At 44.6% G+C, this 18,823-nt stretch carries 17 protein-coding genes; 11 read left to right on the top strand and 6 right to left on the bottom strand.

All coding sequences use genetic code 11. The annotated features are described in order from the left end of the window. Positions 1-38: 38 nt before the first annotated feature. The 3 genes from glmM to recJ are packed head-to-tail and all read left to right on the top strand — an operon-like array spanning position 39 to position 3,739. Positions 39-1,370, top strand: a complete 1,332-nt coding sequence (gene glmM / locus GWK51_RS04735; RefSeq protein WP_161932878.1) for a phosphoglucosamine mutase — start codon at positions 39-41, stop codon at positions 1,368-1,370. A gap of 11 nt (positions 1,371-1,381) precedes the next feature. Next, positions 1,382-2,038 carry a pyridoxamine 5'-phosphate oxidase gene (gene pdxH / locus GWK51_RS04740; RefSeq protein WP_161932879.1) on the top strand — a complete coding sequence of 219 codons (657 nt, stop codon included), beginning with the start codon at positions 1,382-1,384 and terminating at the stop codon, positions 2,036-2,038. After that, positions 2,039-3,739, top strand: a complete 1,701-nt coding sequence (gene recJ, locus GWK51_RS04745) for a single-stranded-DNA-specific exonuclease RecJ (protein ID WP_161932880.1) — start codon at positions 2,039-2,041, stop codon at positions 3,737-3,739. It abuts the gene before it with no gap. 51 nt (positions 3,740-3,790) lie between these two features. Here recJ and GWK51_RS04750 read toward each other — a convergent pair whose 3' ends face one another. Further along, positions 3,791-4,567, bottom strand: a complete 777-nt coding sequence (locus GWK51_RS04750) for a putative porin (protein WP_161932881.1) — start codon at positions 4,565-4,567, stop codon at positions 3,791-3,793. Between the two features lie 310 nt (positions 4,568-4,877). Next, positions 4,878-5,717 carry a putative porin gene (locus tag GWK51_RS04755; RefSeq protein WP_161932882.1) on the bottom strand — a complete coding sequence of 280 codons (840 nt, stop codon included), beginning with the start codon at positions 5,715-5,717 and terminating at the stop codon, positions 4,878-4,880. Between the two features lie 182 nt (positions 5,718-5,899). Here GWK51_RS04755 and prfB point away from each other — a divergent pair. From prfB to GWK51_RS04780, 5 genes are all read left to right on the top strand, one after another. Continuing rightward, a protein-coding gene (prfB, locus tag GWK51_RS04760) for a peptide chain release factor 2 (protein WP_100241189.1) occupies positions 5,900-6,995 on the top strand; the annotation gives its coding sequence in 2 pieces (ribosomal slippage) (positions 5,900-5,971 and positions 5,973-6,995; 1,095 coding nt in all). A 141-nt stretch (positions 6,996-7,136) separates the two neighbouring features. Further along, a complete protein-coding gene (locus GWK51_RS04765) occupies positions 7,137-7,436 on the top strand; it encodes an ArsR/SmtB family transcription factor (protein WP_100241190.1) in 300 nt (99 codons plus the stop codon). A gap of 24 nt (positions 7,437-7,460) precedes the next feature. Next, positions 7,461-8,540 carry an alkene reductase gene (locus GWK51_RS04770; protein ID WP_161932883.1) on the top strand — a complete coding sequence of 360 codons (1,080 nt, stop codon included), beginning with the start codon at positions 7,461-7,463 and terminating at the stop codon, positions 8,538-8,540. A gap of 99 nt (positions 8,541-8,639) precedes the next feature. After that, entirely contained in the window at positions 8,640-9,920 is a 1,281-nt protein-coding gene (locus GWK51_RS04775; protein ID WP_161932884.1) for a 3-deoxy-D-manno-octulosonic acid transferase, read from the top strand. 223 nt (positions 9,921-10,143) lie between these two features. Continuing rightward, positions 10,144-10,851 (top strand): 16S rRNA (uracil(1498)-N(3))-methyltransferase, encoded by a 708-nt coding sequence (locus GWK51_RS04780; RefSeq protein ID WP_161932885.1) that lies wholly within the window; start codon positions 10,144-10,146, stop codon positions 10,849-10,851. On the opposite strand, the gene GWK51_RS04785 is transcribed toward GWK51_RS04780, so the two are convergent. Then, the gene (locus tag GWK51_RS04785; RefSeq protein ID WP_216071719.1) at positions 10,831-11,754 is read right to left on the bottom strand and encodes a mechanosensitive ion channel family protein; all 924 of its coding nucleotides are present in this window, start codon (positions 11,752-11,754) and stop codon (positions 10,831-10,833) included. The two genes, GWK51_RS04780 and GWK51_RS04785, sit on opposite strands and share 21 nt — an antisense overlap. Before the next feature lie 161 nt (positions 11,755-11,915). Beyond that, positions 11,916-12,497 carry a DUF805 domain-containing protein gene (locus GWK51_RS04790; RefSeq protein WP_161933066.1) on the bottom strand — a complete coding sequence of 194 codons (582 nt, stop codon included), beginning with the start codon at positions 12,495-12,497 and terminating at the stop codon, positions 11,916-11,918. A 291-nt stretch (positions 12,498-12,788) separates the two neighbouring features. Here GWK51_RS04790 and acs point away from each other — a divergent pair, with 291 nt between their 5' ends. Continuing rightward, positions 12,789-14,729: an acetate--CoA ligase gene (gene acs / locus GWK51_RS04795; RefSeq protein ID WP_161932887.1), complete on the top strand. Its 1,941-nt coding sequence runs from the start codon at positions 12,789-12,791 to the stop codon at positions 14,727-14,729. A gap of 71 nt (positions 14,730-14,800) precedes the next feature. Here acs and GWK51_RS04800 read toward each other — a convergent pair whose 3' ends face one another. Further along, on the bottom strand, positions 14,801-16,105 hold the full coding sequence (locus GWK51_RS04800) for an MFS transporter (RefSeq protein ID WP_142767576.1): 1,305 nt from the start codon (positions 16,103-16,105) through the stop codon (positions 14,801-14,803). A gap of 30 nt (positions 16,106-16,135) precedes the next feature. Beyond that, positions 16,136-17,344 (bottom strand): L-2-hydroxyglutarate oxidase, encoded by a 1,209-nt coding sequence (gene lhgO / locus GWK51_RS04805; RefSeq protein ID WP_161932888.1) that lies wholly within the window; start codon positions 17,342-17,344, stop codon positions 16,136-16,138. Positions 17,345-17,367: 23 nt separating this feature from the next. On the opposite strand from lhgO, the gene GWK51_RS04810 reads away from it, so the two are divergent. Then, the gene (locus GWK51_RS04810) at positions 17,368-18,075 is read left to right on the top strand and encodes a GntR family transcriptional regulator (RefSeq protein WP_100241198.1); all 708 of its coding nucleotides are present in this window, start codon (positions 17,368-17,370) and stop codon (positions 18,073-18,075) included. 255 nt (positions 18,076-18,330) lie between these two features. Then, a complete protein-coding gene (locus tag GWK51_RS04815) occupies positions 18,331-18,666 on the top strand; it encodes a hypothetical protein (protein WP_161932889.1) in 336 nt (111 codons plus the stop codon). Positions 18,667-18,823 lie beyond the last annotated feature (157 nt).

An 18,823-nucleotide genomic window follows, 5' to 3' on the forward strand; every position in this document is an offset into this window, starting at 1 on the left:
GTGGATCACAACACCTAGATATAAGAAGTGAGTAAAACATGAGTTATTTTGGCACAGATGGTATTCGAGGGAAATTTGGAGAATTACCAATTACGCCTGAATTTGCACTAAAGCTAGGATTTGCTGCAGGTAAAGTTCTAAAGAAAAATTCGCAAAAAAATAAACCGATTGTGGTCTTGGGTAAAGATACTCGTCTCTCGGGTTATATTTTAGAAGCCGCTTTACAGGCTGGATTGAATGCGGCTGGTGTCTATGTGCATTTATTGGGTCCATTGCCAACGCCTGCAATTGCGCATTTAACGCGTGCCTTACATGCTAGCTTAGGGATTGTGATTTCCGCTTCACATAATCCTTATTTTGATAACGGGATTAAATTCTTTTCGGGTGAAGGGAAAAAACTACCTGACGCATTACAAGAAGCGATTAATCAAGAATTAGAAAAAGAGTTATTGATTGAAGACACCGCTAATCTGGGTAAAAGTGTGCGGGTCAAAGATGCCAATGGGCGTTATATCGAATTCTGTAAATCGACATTCCCTTACCATTTTGATTTGTCCAATTTAAAAATTGTGGTGGACTGTGCCAATGGTGCCGCGTATAACGTTGGTCCAGCCGTATTTAAAGAGCTTGGGGCATCGGTTATTGCACTTTATAACAGACCCGATGGCTTAAATATTAATGAGCACTGTGGTTCCACTCATCCAGAAAGCCTACAAAAAGCAGTGGTTGAGCATGCTGCGGATGTGGGGATTGCCTTTGATGGTGATGCCGACCGTGTGATTATGGTCGATCGCAATGGTGAACAAATCACAGGTGACCATATTCTGTATATTTTGGCGACTCAAGCCAGTAAAAAACCAGACGGCATCGTCGGGACCGTCATGAGCAACATGGCACTGGAACTGGCACTCAAACAGGCGGAAGTGCCATTTGTGCGTGCCAAAGTGGGTGACCGTTATGTATTGCAAGCCCTTGAAGAAAACCAGTGGATCACAGGCGGTGAGCCTTCAGGTCATATTCTGACTTTGGATAAGAGCACGACAGGCGATGCCATCATTGCGGCACTCCAAGTCCTTACTGTGATGGTCGAGCAGAAAAAGGCGCTGCATGAGCTGGTTGCAGATTTTAAACTGTTCCCGCAAGTGTTGGTGAATGTGCGTTTAGAGCAGATGATCGACCCCTATGCCAACCCTGCGATGGTGGCTGAATTTGAAAAAGCTGAAGCCCAGCTGGCAGGTCGTGGACGACTGTTGATTCGTAAGTCAGGCACTGAGCCTGTGATTCGGGTCATGGTTGAAGGCGATCAACTCGAAGAAGTAACTGCATTAGCGAATCATCTCGCAGATGTGGTTCGTACCCAAGCTGCTTAAGGAAGAATGCAATGAGCGATTTAATTAAAGATTTAAGTGAATTGCGTTTAAGTTACCAAAAAGGGGAGTTGCTCGAATCCGAAGTACAGCAGCATCCGCATGAGCAATTCCTGAATTGGTTCAATATGGCATTAGAGGCGCGTTTACACGAACCATATGCGATGTATTTGGCGACGGCAAACCGTCAAGGGCGTCCGCATGTGCGTACGGTACTGTTACGTGGCGCAACCGAAGCAGGCTATGACTTTTACACCAATTACGACAGCCAAAAAGGTCTAGATTTGGTTGAGAATCCGTATGCGGAGCTGTTGTTCTACTGGCCTGAACTTGAGCGCCAAGTACGCGTCAGTGGTCGAGTGGAGAAAATTTCAGAAGACGAAGCAACCTCGTATTATCGCAAGCGTCCACGTGATAGTCAGATTGCGGCACATATCAGTACCCCGCAAAGTGGTGTGATTGCCAGTCGTGATGAACTTCAGCAACGTTTCCAGAATTTACAAGATCAGGTTGCGGAGCAAGCCGAACTGGATAAACCTGCATTCTGGGGCGGCTACCGTTTACAGCCAGATTATTATGAATTCTGGCAAGGACGTCCAAATCGTTTACATGACCGCCTGAGTTATGAAAAAATTGACGGTATATGGAAATTACAACGACTCATGCCGTAAATGACACAAATACAGATTAAGCAACGACCTTATTTAACACGCCCTGAAGATTTTCAGGGCGTGCCAGCTTTTATTGCACAAATTTTGGCGCGCCGAGGTGTGCAATCCGAACAAGAACTTGAATTCAAACTCAAGCATTTATTGGCACCGAATTTAAAAGGGCTCACACAAGCCATTGCATTGCTGGATCACGCCATTGATCAGCAGAAAAAAATAGTAATTGTTGGCGATTATGATGCCGATGGTGCCACCAGCACAGCCTTGATGATTTTGGCTTTGCAAGAGATGGGTGCAGAGGTGAATTATCTGGTGCCTGACCGCTTTAAATATGGCTATGGTTTAACCCCAGCGATTGCAGATTTGGCTTTTGCCAAGTTTCAGCCGCAAGTGCTGGTCACGGTTGATAATGGCATTTCTAGCCATGCAGGCGTGGCACAGGCACAAGCGCTAGGTATGCAGGTGGTGATCACTGATCATCACTTGACCACAAAAGAAACACCTGCTGCGGAAGCCGTGGTGAATCCGAATCAATTGGGCTGCGAGTTTCCAAGTAAAGCCTTGGCGGGTGTAGGCGTTGCATTTTATCTACTGGCGAATTTGAGTAGCCACCGTGCGCAGCAAAGTAAATCCAGTGCCAAGATGGCGCAATATTTGGATTTGGTGGCGTTGGGGACCTATGCCGACGTTGCAGCACTGGACTATAACAACCGTATTCTAGTGGATGCCGGTTTGAAACGCATCCAGCAACAGCAGTGTCGTGTCGGAATTTCAGCTTTATTGTACATTGCGGGACGTGATGCAGCACAACTTAAAGCTCAAGATCTCGGTTTTGTCTTGGGTCCGCGGATCAATGCTGCGGGACGTATGGAAACCATGGATATTGGTATCGAGTGTCTTTTGGCAGAGGATTACAGCAGTGCTTATGCGTTGGCACAGCAGTTGAATCAACTGAATGTTGAGCGTCGCCAAGTCGAAACACAAATGAAGCAGGATGCCTTAACCGCTTTGGCACAATTTAAGTTGGATGAGACGGAAACACCAGCGGCATTGATTTTATTTGAGCCACATTGGCATCAAGGCGTGATTGGCATTGTGGCGGGGCGGTTGAAGGAGCAGTTTCATCGCCCTGCCATTGTGTTTGCCGCAGATGACGATGGTGAACATATCAAAGGTTCTGCCCGATCGATAGAGGGAATTCATATTCGCGATGCGATTGAAAGCGTTGCAGAACAATCTCCGCATTTGGTCAGTCATTTTGGCGGACATGCCGCTGCGGCAGGGTTGACCATCAAGAAACAGCATTTTGAAGAATTTAAACAGCAATTTGTTCAGTTGATTCAAACGATGGATGAGGCTTTATTTCAAGCCACATTATGGACCGATGGTGTGCTTCCGACTGAAGCATTGAATTTGGATACGGTACATTTGTTACAGCATTTAAGCCCGTGGGGACAAAAATTTCCTTCTCCTGTTTTTGAAGGGCAGTTTCAGGTGCTGGATTATCGTTGGTTAAAGGAACTACACCTGAAACTTCGACTGGCCTTAGACAATGGTCAAGTGGTGGATGCCATCGCCTTTAATGCAGCAGATAAATTTAGCTTTGATCCGATGCAATCTTCTGTGCATTTGGTGTATGAGTTAGAGCAAAACAGTTTTAATGGTCAGGTCAGTTTGCAACTGAGAGTGTTGCATTTGCAATAATAAAAAAACCGCTGAATTCAGCGGTTTTTTTATGGATATCGTTTGGGTAAATTAGAAGCGGTATTTCGCTGCTACACCAAACTTGTTGTAGTCATTGTTGCCGATTTCACCAAAACCAACACTGCCTTCAAGGCTGACTTGTGGTGTAAAGAATTTACGTACATTTACACCAAATTCGTTTACATCACTCAGATCATTGCTGTAGTAGTCAGCACCGACACTGAAGCTTTTATCAATAAAGTAGTCCGCTGCAAGATTGTACTCATCTAGGTCACCAAAAGAAGCACCTGCTTCTAGGTTGATGTCTTTACCATTGCTCAGTTGAGTGACATATTTTGCACGTACTGTTGGGTCTACACCATCATCATAGTCGTCGTCATAGCCTTTTAGACCAGCCGCCACCAAGAAGCCTGGTGCAGGTAAGTAACCGACTTCAGCGCTGTAAAGCGTGGTGTCACGGTCACGACCATAACGTTGTTCTACATCTTGGCGACCAATGTTACCGCTCAAGTAGAAATCCGAGTTAGGTACGAAGAATTCAACGCCAGCACCGTAGTTATTCTCTTCGTCATCGCCGGCTTCTTTATAAGCATAGTGTGCATTGACATTGCTGGCACGGTCTAAGAACGCCGCTTCTGCTAAAGGTGCATTACGGGTTTGTACAGGGTTGAAGTAATAAGTGCCATCTACACCAAAAGAGCCGCTTGAGCTGCCGTTATCCGGATCGATTAGTCCAGCAGAAGCACCGATTTCTGCTTGGTATGCGTGTGCTGTTCCAGTCATTGCAACGACAGAGAATAGCGCTGAAGCAATTGCTAATTTTTTCATGGAAATGACCCCTCTGAAATTTGGCTAATAAATAAGTTAAATTTTTTGTTACACTTTTAGTCTAGGGGAAAACACAAAAGCGTCAACAGCTCGAAGGTTACGGAATTGTGTCGAGCGTAATATTGTGTAATTACGTTATTTTAAATATTTGATATATAAGTAATTTAATAATTGTAGTGATTTATTAAAATTGTGGATTTTCTATGAATAGCATAGTTTTTGCTGAAAAAAGCGACGAAATTGTAAGCGAAAAATAAATAAAACACGCCTTAACGACGTGTTTTATTTACATGGATAAAAGAGCGGAAAATTAGAAGCGTAATGTAGCATTCACATTAAAAGCTTGCACATCATCACCAAAACCAACAGTACCGCCAAGTGCAAAGTTTGGATTTAAGAAATATTTAGAACGTACTGAGAAGAAGTCGAGGTCTTCATCACCATCATCCTCAATGTTATAGGCTAAACCAAAGCTAAAGGCTGGATCAAAATAATAATCGGCAGCTAAGCTAATATTATCGGTATCACCCCAAGCGCCTTCCGCTTCAAAGTTAACAAATTGCCCTTGTCCTACTGGTGCAACATATTTGGCAGCCAAGGCAAAACGGTTATCATCGTTGTCTTCATCGCCTTGGTAGCCATCGATACCTGTTGCAATCAGAAGGTTCGGGAGCGGGAAATAACCGATCAAGGCGCGATAGGTGGTAGCATCATAATCTTCTTTATATTTGCGGCTGCCGAGCACAGATTGGATTGTGGTTTCATCCTCAGCTTGTCCAAACCCAACCTGACCATTTAAATAGATTTGGTTGACAAAATATTCGATGCCAGCGCCAATATGGTTGGCATTACTTTCATAAGAAATATTATTGCCTAGACCATCGGACCAAGTTTTACTGTCCCAGTAGTTATAGCGATAACTTAGCGAGGCATTGCTATGATGACCCAAGAATGCAGCTTCATTCAGCGGTGCATTTTTTGCCATGACTGGTGTGAAGTAGAAAGTCCCTTTCAGGTCAAACTGCCCTTCAGCATCCGTAATATTATCGTCACGGTCAAAATAGCTAAAGCCTGTATCTATTTGCGCATCATAGGCAAAACTTGTGGATGCCATCATAGCTAAAGCCAAACTGACGAATACGTGTTTCATGAAATAAACCCCTGAAGTGGTTGTCGTTATAAAATTGTTATGCTGTTTTAAAGTGCGGCTATTGTTGTTAAATCCAGCAGCCCCGTCAATTCCTAATTACATGTAGGGGTTAAAAATCTCGACATGCTCTGTGCTATAATTGAGGGCTATTTAAGCTAATAATTGATTTGAGAGTAGCTCCCGTGGAAATTAATCCTTATTTAAACCAATTAAAAGATTTAAACGACCGTGGTCAAACACTACGGGGGTATCTTTGACTACGATCTGAAAAAAGAACGTTTAGAAGAAGTTCTGCGTGAATTAGAAGATCCTGCGATTTGGAATGACCAGAGCCGTGCGCAGGCAATGGCCAAAGAAAAAGGCGAACTCGAAAACGTTTTAAACGTATTGGATGGTTTAGCGACTCAACTTGAAGATGCACAAGCGATGCTGGATTTGGCAGTTGAAGCCGATGACGAGAGTCTGTTGGCCGATGTGCAATCTGAATTGAGTTCTGCCGAAGAAGAACTGGCAAAACTTGAATTCCGCCGTATGTTCAGCAACCCAATGGACCCGAATCCATGTTATGTGGAAATTCAGGCAGGTTCAGGTGGTACTGAAGCACAAGACTGGGCATCCATGTTGTTGCGTATGTATATGCGCTGGATCGAACGTCACGGCTTTAAAGCCGAGCTGATGGAAGAATCTGACGGTGATGTGGCAGGGATTAAATCGGCAACTATTCGTGTTGAAGGTGAATATGCCTATGGTTGGTTGCGTACCGAATCAGGTGTACACCGTTTAGTGCGTAAATCGCCATTTGACTCGGGTAACCGTCGTCATACCTCGTTCTCTGCGGTGTTTGTCTCTCCAGAAGTTGATGACAATATTGAAATTGACATCAATCCATCGGATGTCCGTACCGATACGTATCGTGCTTCGGGTGCAGGTGGTCAGCACATTAACAAAACTGACTCTGCGGTACGTTTAACCCATGCGCCGACAGGTATTGTGGTGGCGTGTCAGAACCAGCGTTCACAACACGCCAACCGTGATCATGCATGGAAACAGTTACGTGCCAAGTTGTATGAGCTGGAAATGAGCAAACGTAACGAAGCTGCGCAAGCACTAGAAGACTCGAAGTCGGATATTGGTTGGGGCAGCCAGATTCGTTCCTACGTTTTGGATGACTCACGTATTAAAGACTTACGTACTGGTGTTGAAAATTCGAATACGGGTGCAGTATTGGATGGTGATCTGGATAAATTTATTGAGGCGAGCTTAAAGCAAGGCTTATAAGTTAAGTATCATCAGTAACTTAGCCAAGTTTGATGCAGTTTTTTACAATATATCTAAAATATTCGATATAAAAATCGAAAAAATGCGATATATTAAAGAAAAGCTGAATCAAGCTTGTGCCTGATTGAACATGTCTGGACTATGGATATTGATTTAATTTTTAAAGCATTGGCGAATCCGACCCGCCGTCAAATTCTGGAATGGTTAAAACATCCTGAACAGTTTTTATCGGCTGAAGAATGTGGTGGCTTTAGACGTGGCGTATGTGCTGGGCACATTGAACGTTTGGGTAAAGTCTCGCAATCGACCATGTCGAATCATCTTTCGGTGCTCCAACAGGCAGGTTTAATTCAAGTCGAAAAATACGGACAGTGGTCTTATTTTTCCCGTAACGAAGCCTTGATTCAGCAATATATCGATCATTTAAAACATTCACTTTAAGTTTGAGTGAATATTGAGGCGACTATGGCTGAGTTAAGCACCCCTTTGCGTTTGGGCAATTTAGAATTAAAAAACCGTGTCATCATGGCACCTTTAACCCGCAGCCGTGCGACCGTTGACCGTGTACCAACGGCAATGATGGCAGAGTATTACGCACAGCGTGCCAGCAGTGGTTTAATTATTTCTGAAGCGACAGTGATTTCCGAAGAAGCCAATGGTTATTTAAATACCCCTGGGCTGTTTAATGACGCGCAGGTTGAAGGCTGGAAACAGGTCACTCAAGCGGTACATGCGCAAGATGGCTTAATTGTGGCGCAGTTGTGGCATGTGGGTCGTGTTTCACATCCCGATTTACTCAATGGTGAAACGCCTGTTTCAGCCAGTAATGTACAGCAAAAAGGCTATGTCAGCCTATTGCGTCCAAAACGTGAATATGTAGTTCCTCGTCCATTAGCAATCGCAGAAATTCAAAGCATTATTGAACAATATAAACAAGCGGCAATTCGTGCCAAAGCAGCAGGATTTGATGGAGTTGAATTGCATGCAGCCAATGGTTATTTGATTGACCAGTTCCTGCAAAGTTCAACCAACTTACGTGATGACCAATATGGCGGTAGCGTAGAAAATCGTGCGCGCTTGTTGTTAGAGGTGGTGGATGCGCTGATTGACGTATGGGGCGCAGGTCGTGTGGGGGTACACTTGGCACCACGTGGCGATGAGCATGACATGGGCGATGAGAATCCACGTGAAACATTCGGTTATGCCCTCGAAGAATTAGGAAAACGTCAAATTGCCTTTTTCTTTACCCGCGAATATTTGGCAGATGACAGCATCAGTACCTATATGAAACAGCGTTCGGGTGGTGTGCCATATATTGCCAATATGCGTTTAAGCCGTGAAGATGCCGTCGATTTATTGGCGACAGGTCAGGCGGATGCGGTATCTTTCGGGAAAGCTTATATTGCCAACCCAGACTTGTACGAACGTTTAGTCCAAGATGCGCCGTTGAATGAACTCAAACTGGAAACCATGATTGGAACAGATGTGGCCGCTGGCTATATTGATTATCCAAGCTTGGCGGAAATGGAAACCGCGGCGGTTTAAATTGCTTTTCCGCTAAATTCACGACAAGATAACAGCGCGATTTATCCAATGTGGTAAATTGCGCTGTTTTATTTTAAATCGTTTTGTTGGAGCACGTATTTGGCTACTCCTTTTTGGTATAACGCAGCACTCGCAATCATTAAACCGCTGTATCAATGGCGAATAAAAAAACGTGCGCAAGATGTCGCAGCTTACCAACAAGAATGTCTGGAACGTTTTGGTCCATTTCAATCCCCTAAAAATTTAAACACCATTTGGTTTCATGCGGTTTCTGTCGGTGAAACCAATGCAGCACAGCCACTGATTGAGCATTATTTAAAACTCGGGCACTTTGTCTTGGTAACCAATACCACCAAAACAGGGCAGGCACGCGCCAAGTCTTTATTTAATAAAGCCCCATATCAAGCCTTGTTTCAAGCGGTGTATTTACCTGCCGATCAAAAGAGGCTGGTGCAGGCGTTTTTCCAAAAATATCAACCGAAGATTTTGATTTTAGTCGAAACCGAATTATGGCCGAATCTGCTGGATCAGGCACAGGCATTCAAGGTGCCCACGATTTTGGTCAATGCCCGCCTTTCGGCAAAATCGGCACAGGGTTATGCCAAAGTGTCGGGTTTAACCCAAGCCATGCTCAAGGGGTTGAATCAGTTACTGGCACAGGATGCGGGAACTGCAGAGCGCTTTATCCAGCTCGGTGCGGCTCCGTCAGTGACGCAGGTGGTGGGCAGTATCAAGTTTGATATTCATGCTCCAGAGCAATTTGTGCAACAGGCCATACAGCTCAAACACGACTGGCGGTTGGCAAGTCGGAAAATTATCACCATTGCCAGCACGCATGCGCCTGAAGAGCAAAAATTACTGAGCGCTTTACAGCCGTATTTACAGCAGCATCCGGAATTGCTGTGTATTGTGGTACCACGTCATCCAGAGCGTTTTGATGAAGTCTATCAAATCGCACAAAATCTGAATTTACAGACCAGCAGGCGTAGTCAGCAGCAACCTATACAGGCAGACACCCAAGTTTTTTTGGCGGATAGTATGGGCGAATTGTGGTTATGGTATGCCTTAAGTCAGGTTTGTTTTGTTGGTGGCTCATTGAATGAACCGGGTGGTGGTCATAATATTTTAGAGCCGATTGCGTTAAATGTGCCGACCATCTTGGGTAAAAACTATTTCAATTTCCAAACCATTGTCGATGAATTTGTCCAAGCCGATGCCGTTAAAGTGGTCGACACTGCGGAGCAGGCCGCAACCATACTGATGCAGTTACTGGAAAATACTGAACAAGCGCAACAGTTGAATCTTGCAGCGCAAAAAATTATGCAACTGAATCAAGGCTCATTACAGAAGCACATTCAAGCCATTGATGGTTATTTATAAGTCCCGGAAATTTGAATGCGTTTGTCACAACCGCAAATATTGTCAATTCAGCCGATGCTTTCGCGTAGGTGATTCCTACTTTTCAGAGATGAAAAGTAACAAAAATCTTTTGCGGTGCTGAAGGTACGTCCTGTACCTCAGCACTGCGAGCGACATCCCTGTCGCCCATCTGCGATGGCATGTGTTGATTGAGCCTTTACTGATTGGATTTGTTTTCTTTATTATGAATATCGTTCTTTTAGACCCACGCCAAACTGAATCCAATGTGTGGTCCATTACTTCTAGTCGCCAGCTTGAGCATTTGCAGACTCATGTCAATGTACAGGTGGGAGATCGTTTAAAAGTCGGGATCAGAACGGGAAAACGGTATATAACGGAAGTCTTGGCAGTGAGTGAGCGTGCCATCCAGCTACGACCTGTTCAGGAAGAAGTGCTCCCTGCCAAATTACCCGTAACGTTAATTGTGGCAATGCCACGTCCTAAAGTATTGCGTCGTTTAATCATGGACAGCGTAACCATGGGCGTGGAAAAAATTGTGTTGCTGCATAGTTATCGGGTGGATAAAAGCTATTGGCAAACGCCTTTTTTACAGCAAATTGACCAGTACGTGACTTTAGGCTTGGAGCAGGCAGGGGATACCATTGCCCCGAACATTGAAATCTATAAACGCTTTAAACCTTTTGTTGAAGATGTGCTGCCCACGTGGATTACGCCTGAAAAGCCGGCTTATGTGGCACATCCCTATGCTGAAATAAATATGCCGCATGCCATAAAGCATGGCTGTACCTTGCTGATTGGACCTGAAGGTGGCTTTATTCCTTATGAGGTTGATCTGCTCGAAAAAAACGGCTGCCAAGCAGTGAGCTTAGGCAACCGTATTTTAAGAACGGAAACGGCAATTTCCTATGTCTTAGGACGTCTGTTTGCCTGAGTTTTCAGGCATCATGTAGGGTAAGTTCTGGTCACGATGCACTTTCACTTCCTGTACAGGATAAGGAATGTTGATGTCGTGCTCGTTAAAGGCCTGTTTCACCTCGGCCTGAATTTCACTGACTGATGCTGCAATATTGGTTTCAGTGGTATCAATCCACCAACGCACAGTCAGATTGACCGAGAAATCCGCTAAGGCAGTAACATTCACGGTGAACCCCGGCTGACTCAGTACATTGCGATTTTTATCTAAAATTGCGTTAATAATGTTTTTGGCTTTCTGTTCGTCATCATCATAGCCAATGCCGACAATAAATTCACAACGACGACGTTGATAGGCGGTATTGACTGTGACTGGGCTGGTATATACGGTGGCATTCGGAATTACGATGCGACGACCATCATAAGAACGTAAGAAAGTCGCACGAATTTGAATGTCTTCGACCGTACCTTCCATATTATTCACAATAATGTCATCGCCAATGCGGAATGGTTCACCCAGTAAAATCAGGATGCCAGACAGCATATTCTGGAAAATGTCTTTGAAAGCAAAACCAATCGCCACCGAACCAATCCCTAAGGCACTCATCAGTTGTCCAGGGGTAAAGCCAGGAATGGCAATCACCATCGCGATCAGGAAACCAAAGAAAATAATGACGCTGGTGCCGACACGATTCAGGACCAAGACCAGATTTTGACGGGTATAAGAACGGTTTTCTAAAGTCCTACTAATGAAAAACTTAAAGACTTTGGACAGTAACCAGAAAATGACCAGAACAATCAGTGCGATACAGAAATAAGGCACGCGCTCCCAAAAACTGTCCATGATTTTATCGATGGTGGTATACGCATCATTATACTTTGAGGTATGCGCAATGACGGTTGCACCAGCCTCATGTATCATTTGTGAAGTGCCCTGAGCGACGTCACTCAGGTTATTTGTTTGTTCTGCCACAGGAGATCCGAAACGATTTAAATTTGCCGCTATTTTGCCTGAAAAGCAGCGGAAAGATAACTCAATGCAACCGAAGTTATACAGCTTAAACGTGATGATGAAGAAGCAGCTTAGAAATATTCAGTGCCTTTTTGAAGCACTTCTTGCGGTGTTTCCAGCTCGCCTGCGCCCATCATATAAGAAATGAGGCTGCCTGAAGCAATAAAACTGAGCACGAATAAAATAATCATCAACCATGCCAGAATCTTTTCCCACACAGGCGTTGCGCGTGGCGCACCATATTGATTCAAGCCCGTCGTACCTGATGCCAATAAAATATAGATGGCCATCAAGAAATTGATTAAGGGAATAAACAGTAACAGCAACAACCAACCTGATTTATTCAAATCATGCAGGCGGCGGATCACAATCACGAAACTGAAATAAAAATACAGCAGGAAAATGACCCAAAAGCCTAGTCCAGCCAAACTTAAAAAGGTTTGCAACAGATTGCTTTCCAGTGAATAGGTACTGAAGTTAAAGATCCCTAAAAAAAGACTTAACGCCAGTGTGGCAAAAAAGGTGATCAGATTGAGAAAGCCGCTCCATGCAATCAGGCTCAGTCGCCCAAAACGTCCTTGTGCAGACAAGGGATTATCATTTTGGGGTGCTACATTACGCGAGAAAAATGGGGAGGTTTGCGGAGTGCTCATACGCTGTTCCAGTGTGGATTCGGTAATGAAATGTTGCATTTTGCAAAAGCATGCATGCGGCAATTCAGGAAAATTATAAGATGATTTCAAACATGTAGACACTGATTCATCGAAAGTTTTTTAGAGGTCGGATTTCATCTTGATGATTTAAGTTGTATAAATAATATACGACCAAAGCATGATTGTAGTGTCTAAAACATCGCCGTAATACTGCTTCAATGCAGCAATAAAAAATCAATAACGTGGCATGGCATCTCGAGATGAGATGAAGAAGATCAAGGAAGTATGAATATGAAAGAAGTCTATCCTGTTCCAGAAGAATTTAAAAAAACTGCACGTACCAATGAAGCTGAATATTTTGAACGTTATCAAGAATCGATAGAGCATCCTGAAGCGTACTGGGCTGATCAGGCGCATAAACTGGAGTGGATTACGCCATTTACCCAAGTCAAAAATACCAGTTTTGATAAAGAAAATTTTAAAATTGAATGGTTTGCAGATGGTGAATTGAATGTCTGTGCTAACTGTTTGGACCGTCATTTAAAAGAGCATCCCTATAAGCCTGCGATTATTTGGGAGGGGGATCATCCTTCACGGCACAAAATTATTTCCTATGTGGAATTGCATGATGAGGTTTGCCGTTTTGCCAATGTCTTGAAAAAAAATGGAGTCAAAAAAGGCGATCGTGTGGTGCTGTATATGCCTATGGTCTCTGAAGCTGCGATTTCGATGCTGGCTTGTGCGCGGATTGGTGCTGTGCATTGTGTGGTGTTTGGCGGCTTCTCCCCAGACTCCTTGGCCAGTCGTATTGAAGATAGTCAGGCCAAAGTGGTGATTACCGCAGACTCAGGGATGCGCGGTGGTAAACCGATTTTACTCAAAGCCAATGTCGATGCAGCTTTAACTTTACCGGGCACGGACTCAGTACAAAATGTGATTGTGGTACATCGCACAGGCAACCCGATTGAAATGCAACCGCAGCGAGATTTGTGGTATCACATGGAAATTATGTCGGTGAATGACATATGCCGGCCTGAACCGATGAAAGCCGAAGATCCTTTATTTATTCTGTATACCTCGGGGTCCACAGGCAAGCCGAAGGGTGTGTTGCATACCACGGGCGGTTATTTAACTTATGTGAATAGTACTTTCCGTGAAGTTTTTGATTTAAAACAAGATGATATTTTCTGGTGTACCGCCGATGTGGGCTGGATTACGGGACATTCCTATGTGATTTATGGACCACTTTCCAATGGCGCCACCACGGTAATTTTCGAGGGTGTACCGCAATATCCAAGTTGGGCACGGACGGGACATATCGTCGACAAGCACAATGTCACCATTTTATATACCGCACCAACTGCCATTCGTTCCATGATGCGTGAAGGCGATGCTTTCGTACGCGAAAGTGATCGCAGCAGTTTACGCTTGTTGGGTTCAGTGGGTGAACCCATTAACCCTGAGGCATGGAACTGGTATTACACCGTGGTTGGAGAAGGTCGCTGCCCGATTGTGGATACGTGGTGGCAGACGGAAACAGGCGGGATTCTTATTTCTCCTTTACCGGGGGCAACCGATTTAAAACCGGGTTCAGCAACCCGTCCTTTGTTCGGGATACAACCCGCTCTGGTTGATGCCGAGGGTAAAGAGCTGGAAGGCGAAGCTGAAGGTAATCTGATTATCAAGGATTCTTGGCCGGGGCAGATGCGCACCATTTGGGGAGATCCTGCCCGCTTTATTGAGGCCTATTTCTCGACTTATCCGGGCAGTTATTTTACAGGGGATGGAGCGCGACGAGACAAAGATGGCTATTACTGGATTACGGGGCGGGTGGATGATGTGCTAAATGTCGCAGGGCATCGTTTGGGTACGGCTGAAATTGAAAGTGCTTTGGTTGCACATGAAGCCGTAGCGGAAGCTGCCGTGGTGGGTATGCCGCATGAGATTAAAGGACAGGGCATTTGTACTTTTGTGACCTTACAAGCGGATGTTGCTGAATCTGAAGAACTTAGAGCTGAACTGGTGGCGTGGGTTCGCAAAGTTTTAGGCCCTGTCGCGACACCCGATGCCCTCTATTGGGCGCCAGCCTTGCCGAAAACCCGTTCGGGTAAAATCATGCGCCGTATTTTAAGAAAAATTGCGGCAAACGAACTGGATAGTTTGGGGGATACTTCAACTTTGGCCGATCCGCAGGTGGTCGATGTGCTGATTGCGAATGTTTATCCCAAGTAATTTGATGTAAAACAATAAAACCCATGCCTTAACTAAAGACATGGGTTTTTTATTAAGTAGGGTTCACGAACTTAGTTTTTATGTTTAGAGAACTTATAGCCCTGATCACAAAATGCAGTGAGTACAACAAAGATCCCTGCTGCGACCAAAATCATGATCACGCCAGTCGTAGAGTGGGTCGGTGAAGCCGCAACCAGTGACAGTGCGCCTAAAGGAGCCAAACCGCCCGCGATTGCCGTACCAATTTCACGCCCTGTGCTCACCCCAGTAGAACGGTTTTCTACCGCAAACTGACGGCTGAGGAAAGAGCCCTGTGGTGCAAACATCATTGGCGCAAGAATCCCTGTGCCAATCGCTAAAGCGATGTAGATTGAAGTGCTCTCACCTGTTTCCAGTAACTTCATAAATGGATAAGCAAATAGGATCGAAAGGATACCACCCAAAATCAGTACATTTTTACTGTTCCATTTGTCACATAACCAGCCGAAGAACGGTACGGTGAAGATGGCAACCAAACTGGCAATGGTTACCGATAATGACGTGACATGTGCGGTTACACCTTGGAACTGCGTTAAATATGCCAAAGAGAAGGTTTTGAAGATATAACTCAAGGCGTTGTAACCAATCGCAATCAGGAACACCACGCTTAAACCTTTCATATTGGTTTTCAGGATCTGCTTGAACGGGTTTTCCTTGGATTTTTCGACATGTGCCTCAGCATAATCTGGGGTTTCAGGTAAGCTTTTACGCACCCATAAACCAATAATCACCAGCACAAAACTGAGAATAAACGGAATACGCCAGCCACCATTAATCAAGAATTCATCGCCATTGAGCGTTAGCAAGAACACGGTTAATGAAGACAGTAATAGACCCAAATTCAGACCCAACGCAGGCCATGCGCCTTGGCTACCGCGTTTATCTTCAGAGGCATGTTCATACGAGGTAATGGCTGCACCCGCAAATTCAGCCCCTGCACCAAGACCCTGAATAATACGGAAGGTCACCAACAACACCGCTGCCCAGATACCGATGGATTCATAGGTAGGAATCAGCCCAATCGCCGTGGTACAAAGTCCCATCAACAAGAAGGTGACAAACAGCATCTTCTTACGACCATATTTATCGCCAAAATAGCCAAAGAACAGTCCGCCTAATGGGCGGGCAATAAAGCCAATGGCAAATGTTGCAAAGGCTTTCAGGCTGGCACTGCCGGGGTCCGAAGTATCGAAGAACACTTTAGCAAACACGATAGACGCCATGGTGGCATACAGGTAGAAGTCATACCATTCCAGCATCGAGCCAACAATGGTCGCGGTGGCCACCTTTTTCAGGCGCTTCTTTTTTTCCAATTCTGTTTCTTGAGTATTGCTCATTTGATATTCCTTTATAAGCGTCGGGTAGGATTAGTGGTGAGACATGACTTCGCGCACAATATATTCGGCAATCGCTAAAGAAGAGGTCGCGCCAGGGGATGGGGCGTTGCGTATGTGCGTGATATTGCCTTGTTTGCGAATGACAAAGTCATCGACCAGTGAGCCATCAGCCTCCATGGCTTGAGCTCGAATGCCGCGTGTCGCAGGTTCTACAGAGACATCTGCCAGAGAAGGCACGTATTTGGCGGCTTCTGCGACAAAATTGGTTTGACTGAGTACCGTTCTTAACTCGCGTACCGCAGCAGGCATGTTTTTAGAGGAAAATTTCCAAAAGCCTTTGTAGGTGAGAAAATCATAAATATCGGACAGATTGAATTTATTGCCGGTATAGTTTTCACGACCAAAAGAAATAAAGGCATTCGGTCCAATGGTCATCTGACCATCAATCCGTTTGGTAAAATGCACACCCAAAAATGGATATTTCGGATCGGGTACAGGATAAATCAGCCCTTTGACATGATTTTTGAATTGCTCATCAATCACATAATATTGACCAAAGAACGGCACAATTTTCGGTGTGGCAATATCGCCTGAGTTGCTGGCAAGTCGGTCGGACTGTAAACCTGCACAGGTCACCACATAGTCAAACTGGGCAGGATAGACATCGTAATCGGCAAAATGCACCGTGACTTTATTGTTTTTCTCGGTCAAATTAACGACTTTACGGCCCAGCACCAAGGTGCCATTTTTCTGTTTAATTTCTTCGGCAATTTTTTTGGCAATCGCCCCATAGCTAACAATCGCGGTACGCGGGGAATACAGGGCTTTGGTGCCAATACAGTTCGGCTCAACCTCTTGAATTTCATCGGCTTGTAAAATGCGTACATCAGGCACTTGGTTGGCGAGCGATTTTTTATAGATCGCATCGAGACGACCTTCTTCATCTTTGGACAGCGCCACCACAACTTTGCCACATTCATCATATGGAATTTGGTTTTCGGTACAGTAATGTTGCACCAAGGTCGCACCACGACGGCACAAGCGCGCTTTTAAGCCCCCTGGTTCATAGTACAGTCCTGCATGTACCACACCTGAATTATGGCTAGATTGATGCATGGCAACATCAGTTTCTTTTTCAAACACCGTGACACGGGCATCTGGGTAGTCCAGCAGCAGCTGGCGGGCAACAGCCAATCCATTGATTCCCCCTCCGATGATGGCATAATGTTTATTCAGCATATTGATTCCCTTTGTTAAACCTCATGAAACTGATCCAAAAACCAAAAACATTAACTGAAGAAGCTTTTGAAATTTTGCAGGATGCAATTATCAATAATCACTTGCAGTTCAATGTCTTGTACTCAGCAACAGAATTGGGTCAGATGCTTGGCGGCATTTCACGCACACCCGTACGCGAAGCAGCTCAAATGCTTGAAAAGATTGGCATTGTGAAAATTGAGAAAAATAAAGGGATACGTATTATTCCGACAACATTCACAACAATGATTGAATCCTTTCAAATCCGATTGATGCTGGAAGTTCCTCTGGTGCATCGTGCGACCGAGGTCAGAACAGAACAAGATATTGAACATCTGAATGCTATTTTTGAGGAGTTCAAATTAAGAGCGGCCTCAAACGACATTACAGGTACTTTAAAAGCCGACCGTGACTACCATTTGGCGTTGTTACAGATCGTGGGAAATCAGAAAGCGATTGATATTATTAGCAATACGCGCAACCAAGTGTTAATCGCAGGGTCTGCAACAATTCCTCACTCCCGAAATTGTATGCAGACCTTCGAAGACCATTTGAAGTTGCATCACGCATTTGTAAGTGGAGATGCTCAACAAGCCGCTGACTTGATGAAAGCCCACATAATCAATACCGCAACGCTACTGATTAACCAAGAATCAACGACACGTGAAAATTGGTCAGATTACAGTACCAATGACTATCTCAACTGGATCTGAAACGAATGCTAGCATGTTGCATGCAACATGTAAAATCTCTAAATCGCATCAAGGGCTGAAGTTTATACGACTTTAGTCGTAGTTTTTGCGTGATTGAAGCGTTGTTTTTGTCGGTGAGAGCAGGAAAATGCGCATGGGTATGCGTGTTTTTTGCCTCGATTTTTTATGATTTAAATGAAAGCCTGAAATTGGAATAAGACGCTTGACGCCTCAGATTGAATTCTGTAGATTTTCTTTTTGTGAGGATCTTTTCAAATGATTTTTCAATCGATTTTGACACAATTCCAAACACTCCCTTCAGGCACAGATGCCTTCAAACAACTTAAACAGCGCTGTGAGCAGCAAATTCCGCTTGCCACAGAGTCTTCAGAACAAGCAGCTTTATATTTAATTTACGGTTTTGCCAAAAATTACGTTTTACTCTACGAAGATCAAGCCGTCACGCCTGAGTTTGCCCAAACTGCCAAACAGCAGTTATTAGGCTATATGTCTCAACTGGATGGGGCAATTCAAACAGGTCAGAAAGCCGATATTCTCGACAGTTTGAATCAGGTGACTGCCGATTATATGCAAAGTTCGAGAGTGTTCTAGACCGCTTGAAATGGCTCGGTAATTCAGCGCACGTAACACGGTTGGCTTATTCTTTTTTATAAAAAAATCCCCTAAGCCGAGTCTTAGGGGAAGTTTGGAGTTGCCATTTTCTTATTGTTATTGGTTCATGTATTCGTCTAGCTGAGTTGCTCGTCAA

The organism is Acinetobacter kanungonis (assembly GCF_009939195.1).
Classification (GTDB): domain Bacteria; phylum Pseudomonadota; class Gammaproteobacteria; order Pseudomonadales; family Moraxellaceae; genus Acinetobacter; species Acinetobacter kanungonis.

Bases quoted from the DNA above. Each gene is read 5' to 3' on its own strand.
- glmM (WP_161932878.1), top strand. From the start codon at position 39: ATGAGTTATTTTGGCACAGATGGTATTCGAGGGAAATTTGGAGAATTA.
- pdxH (WP_161932879.1), top strand. From the start codon at position 1,382: ATGAGCGATTTAATTAAAGATTTAAGTGAATTGCGTTTAAGTTACCAA.
- recJ (WP_161932880.1), top strand. From the start codon at position 2,039: ATGACACAAATACAGATTAAGCAACGACCTTATTTAACACGCCCTGAA.
- GWK51_RS04750 (WP_161932881.1), bottom strand. From the start codon at position 4,567: ATGAAAAAATTAGCAATTGCTTCAGCGCTATTCTCTGTCGTTGCAATG.
- GWK51_RS04755 (WP_161932882.1), bottom strand. From the start codon at position 5,717: ATGAAACACGTATTCGTCAGTTTGGCTTTAGCTATGATGGCATCCACA.
- GWK51_RS04765 (WP_100241190.1), top strand. From the start codon at position 7,137: ATGGATATTGATTTAATTTTTAAAGCATTGGCGAATCCGACCCGCCGT.
- GWK51_RS04770 (WP_161932883.1), top strand. From the start codon at position 7,461: ATGGCTGAGTTAAGCACCCCTTTGCGTTTGGGCAATTTAGAATTAAAA.
- GWK51_RS04780 (WP_161932885.1), top strand. From the start codon at position 10,144: ATGAATATCGTTCTTTTAGACCCACGCCAAACTGAATCCAATGTGTGG.
- GWK51_RS04785 (WP_216071719.1), bottom strand. From the start codon at position 11,754: ATGATACATGAGGCTGGTGCAACCGTCATTGCGCATACCTCAAAGTAT.
- GWK51_RS04790 (WP_161933066.1), bottom strand. From the start codon at position 12,497: ATGAGCACTCCGCAAACCTCCCCATTTTTCTCGCGTAATGTAGCACCC.
- acs (WP_161932887.1), top strand. From the start codon at position 12,789: ATGAAAGAAGTCTATCCTGTTCCAGAAGAATTTAAAAAAACTGCACGT.
- GWK51_RS04800 (WP_142767576.1), bottom strand. From the start codon at position 16,105: ATGAGCAATACTCAAGAAACAGAATTGGAAAAAAAGAAGCGCCTGAAA.
- lhgO (WP_161932888.1), bottom strand. From the start codon at position 17,344: ATGCTGAATAAACATTATGCCATCATCGGAGGGGGAATCAATGGATTG.
- GWK51_RS04810 (WP_100241198.1), top strand. From the start codon at position 17,368: ATGAAACTGATCCAAAAACCAAAAACATTAACTGAAGAAGCTTTTGAA.
- GWK51_RS04815 (WP_161932889.1), top strand. From the start codon at position 18,331: ATGATTTTTCAATCGATTTTGACACAATTCCAAACACTCCCTTCAGGC.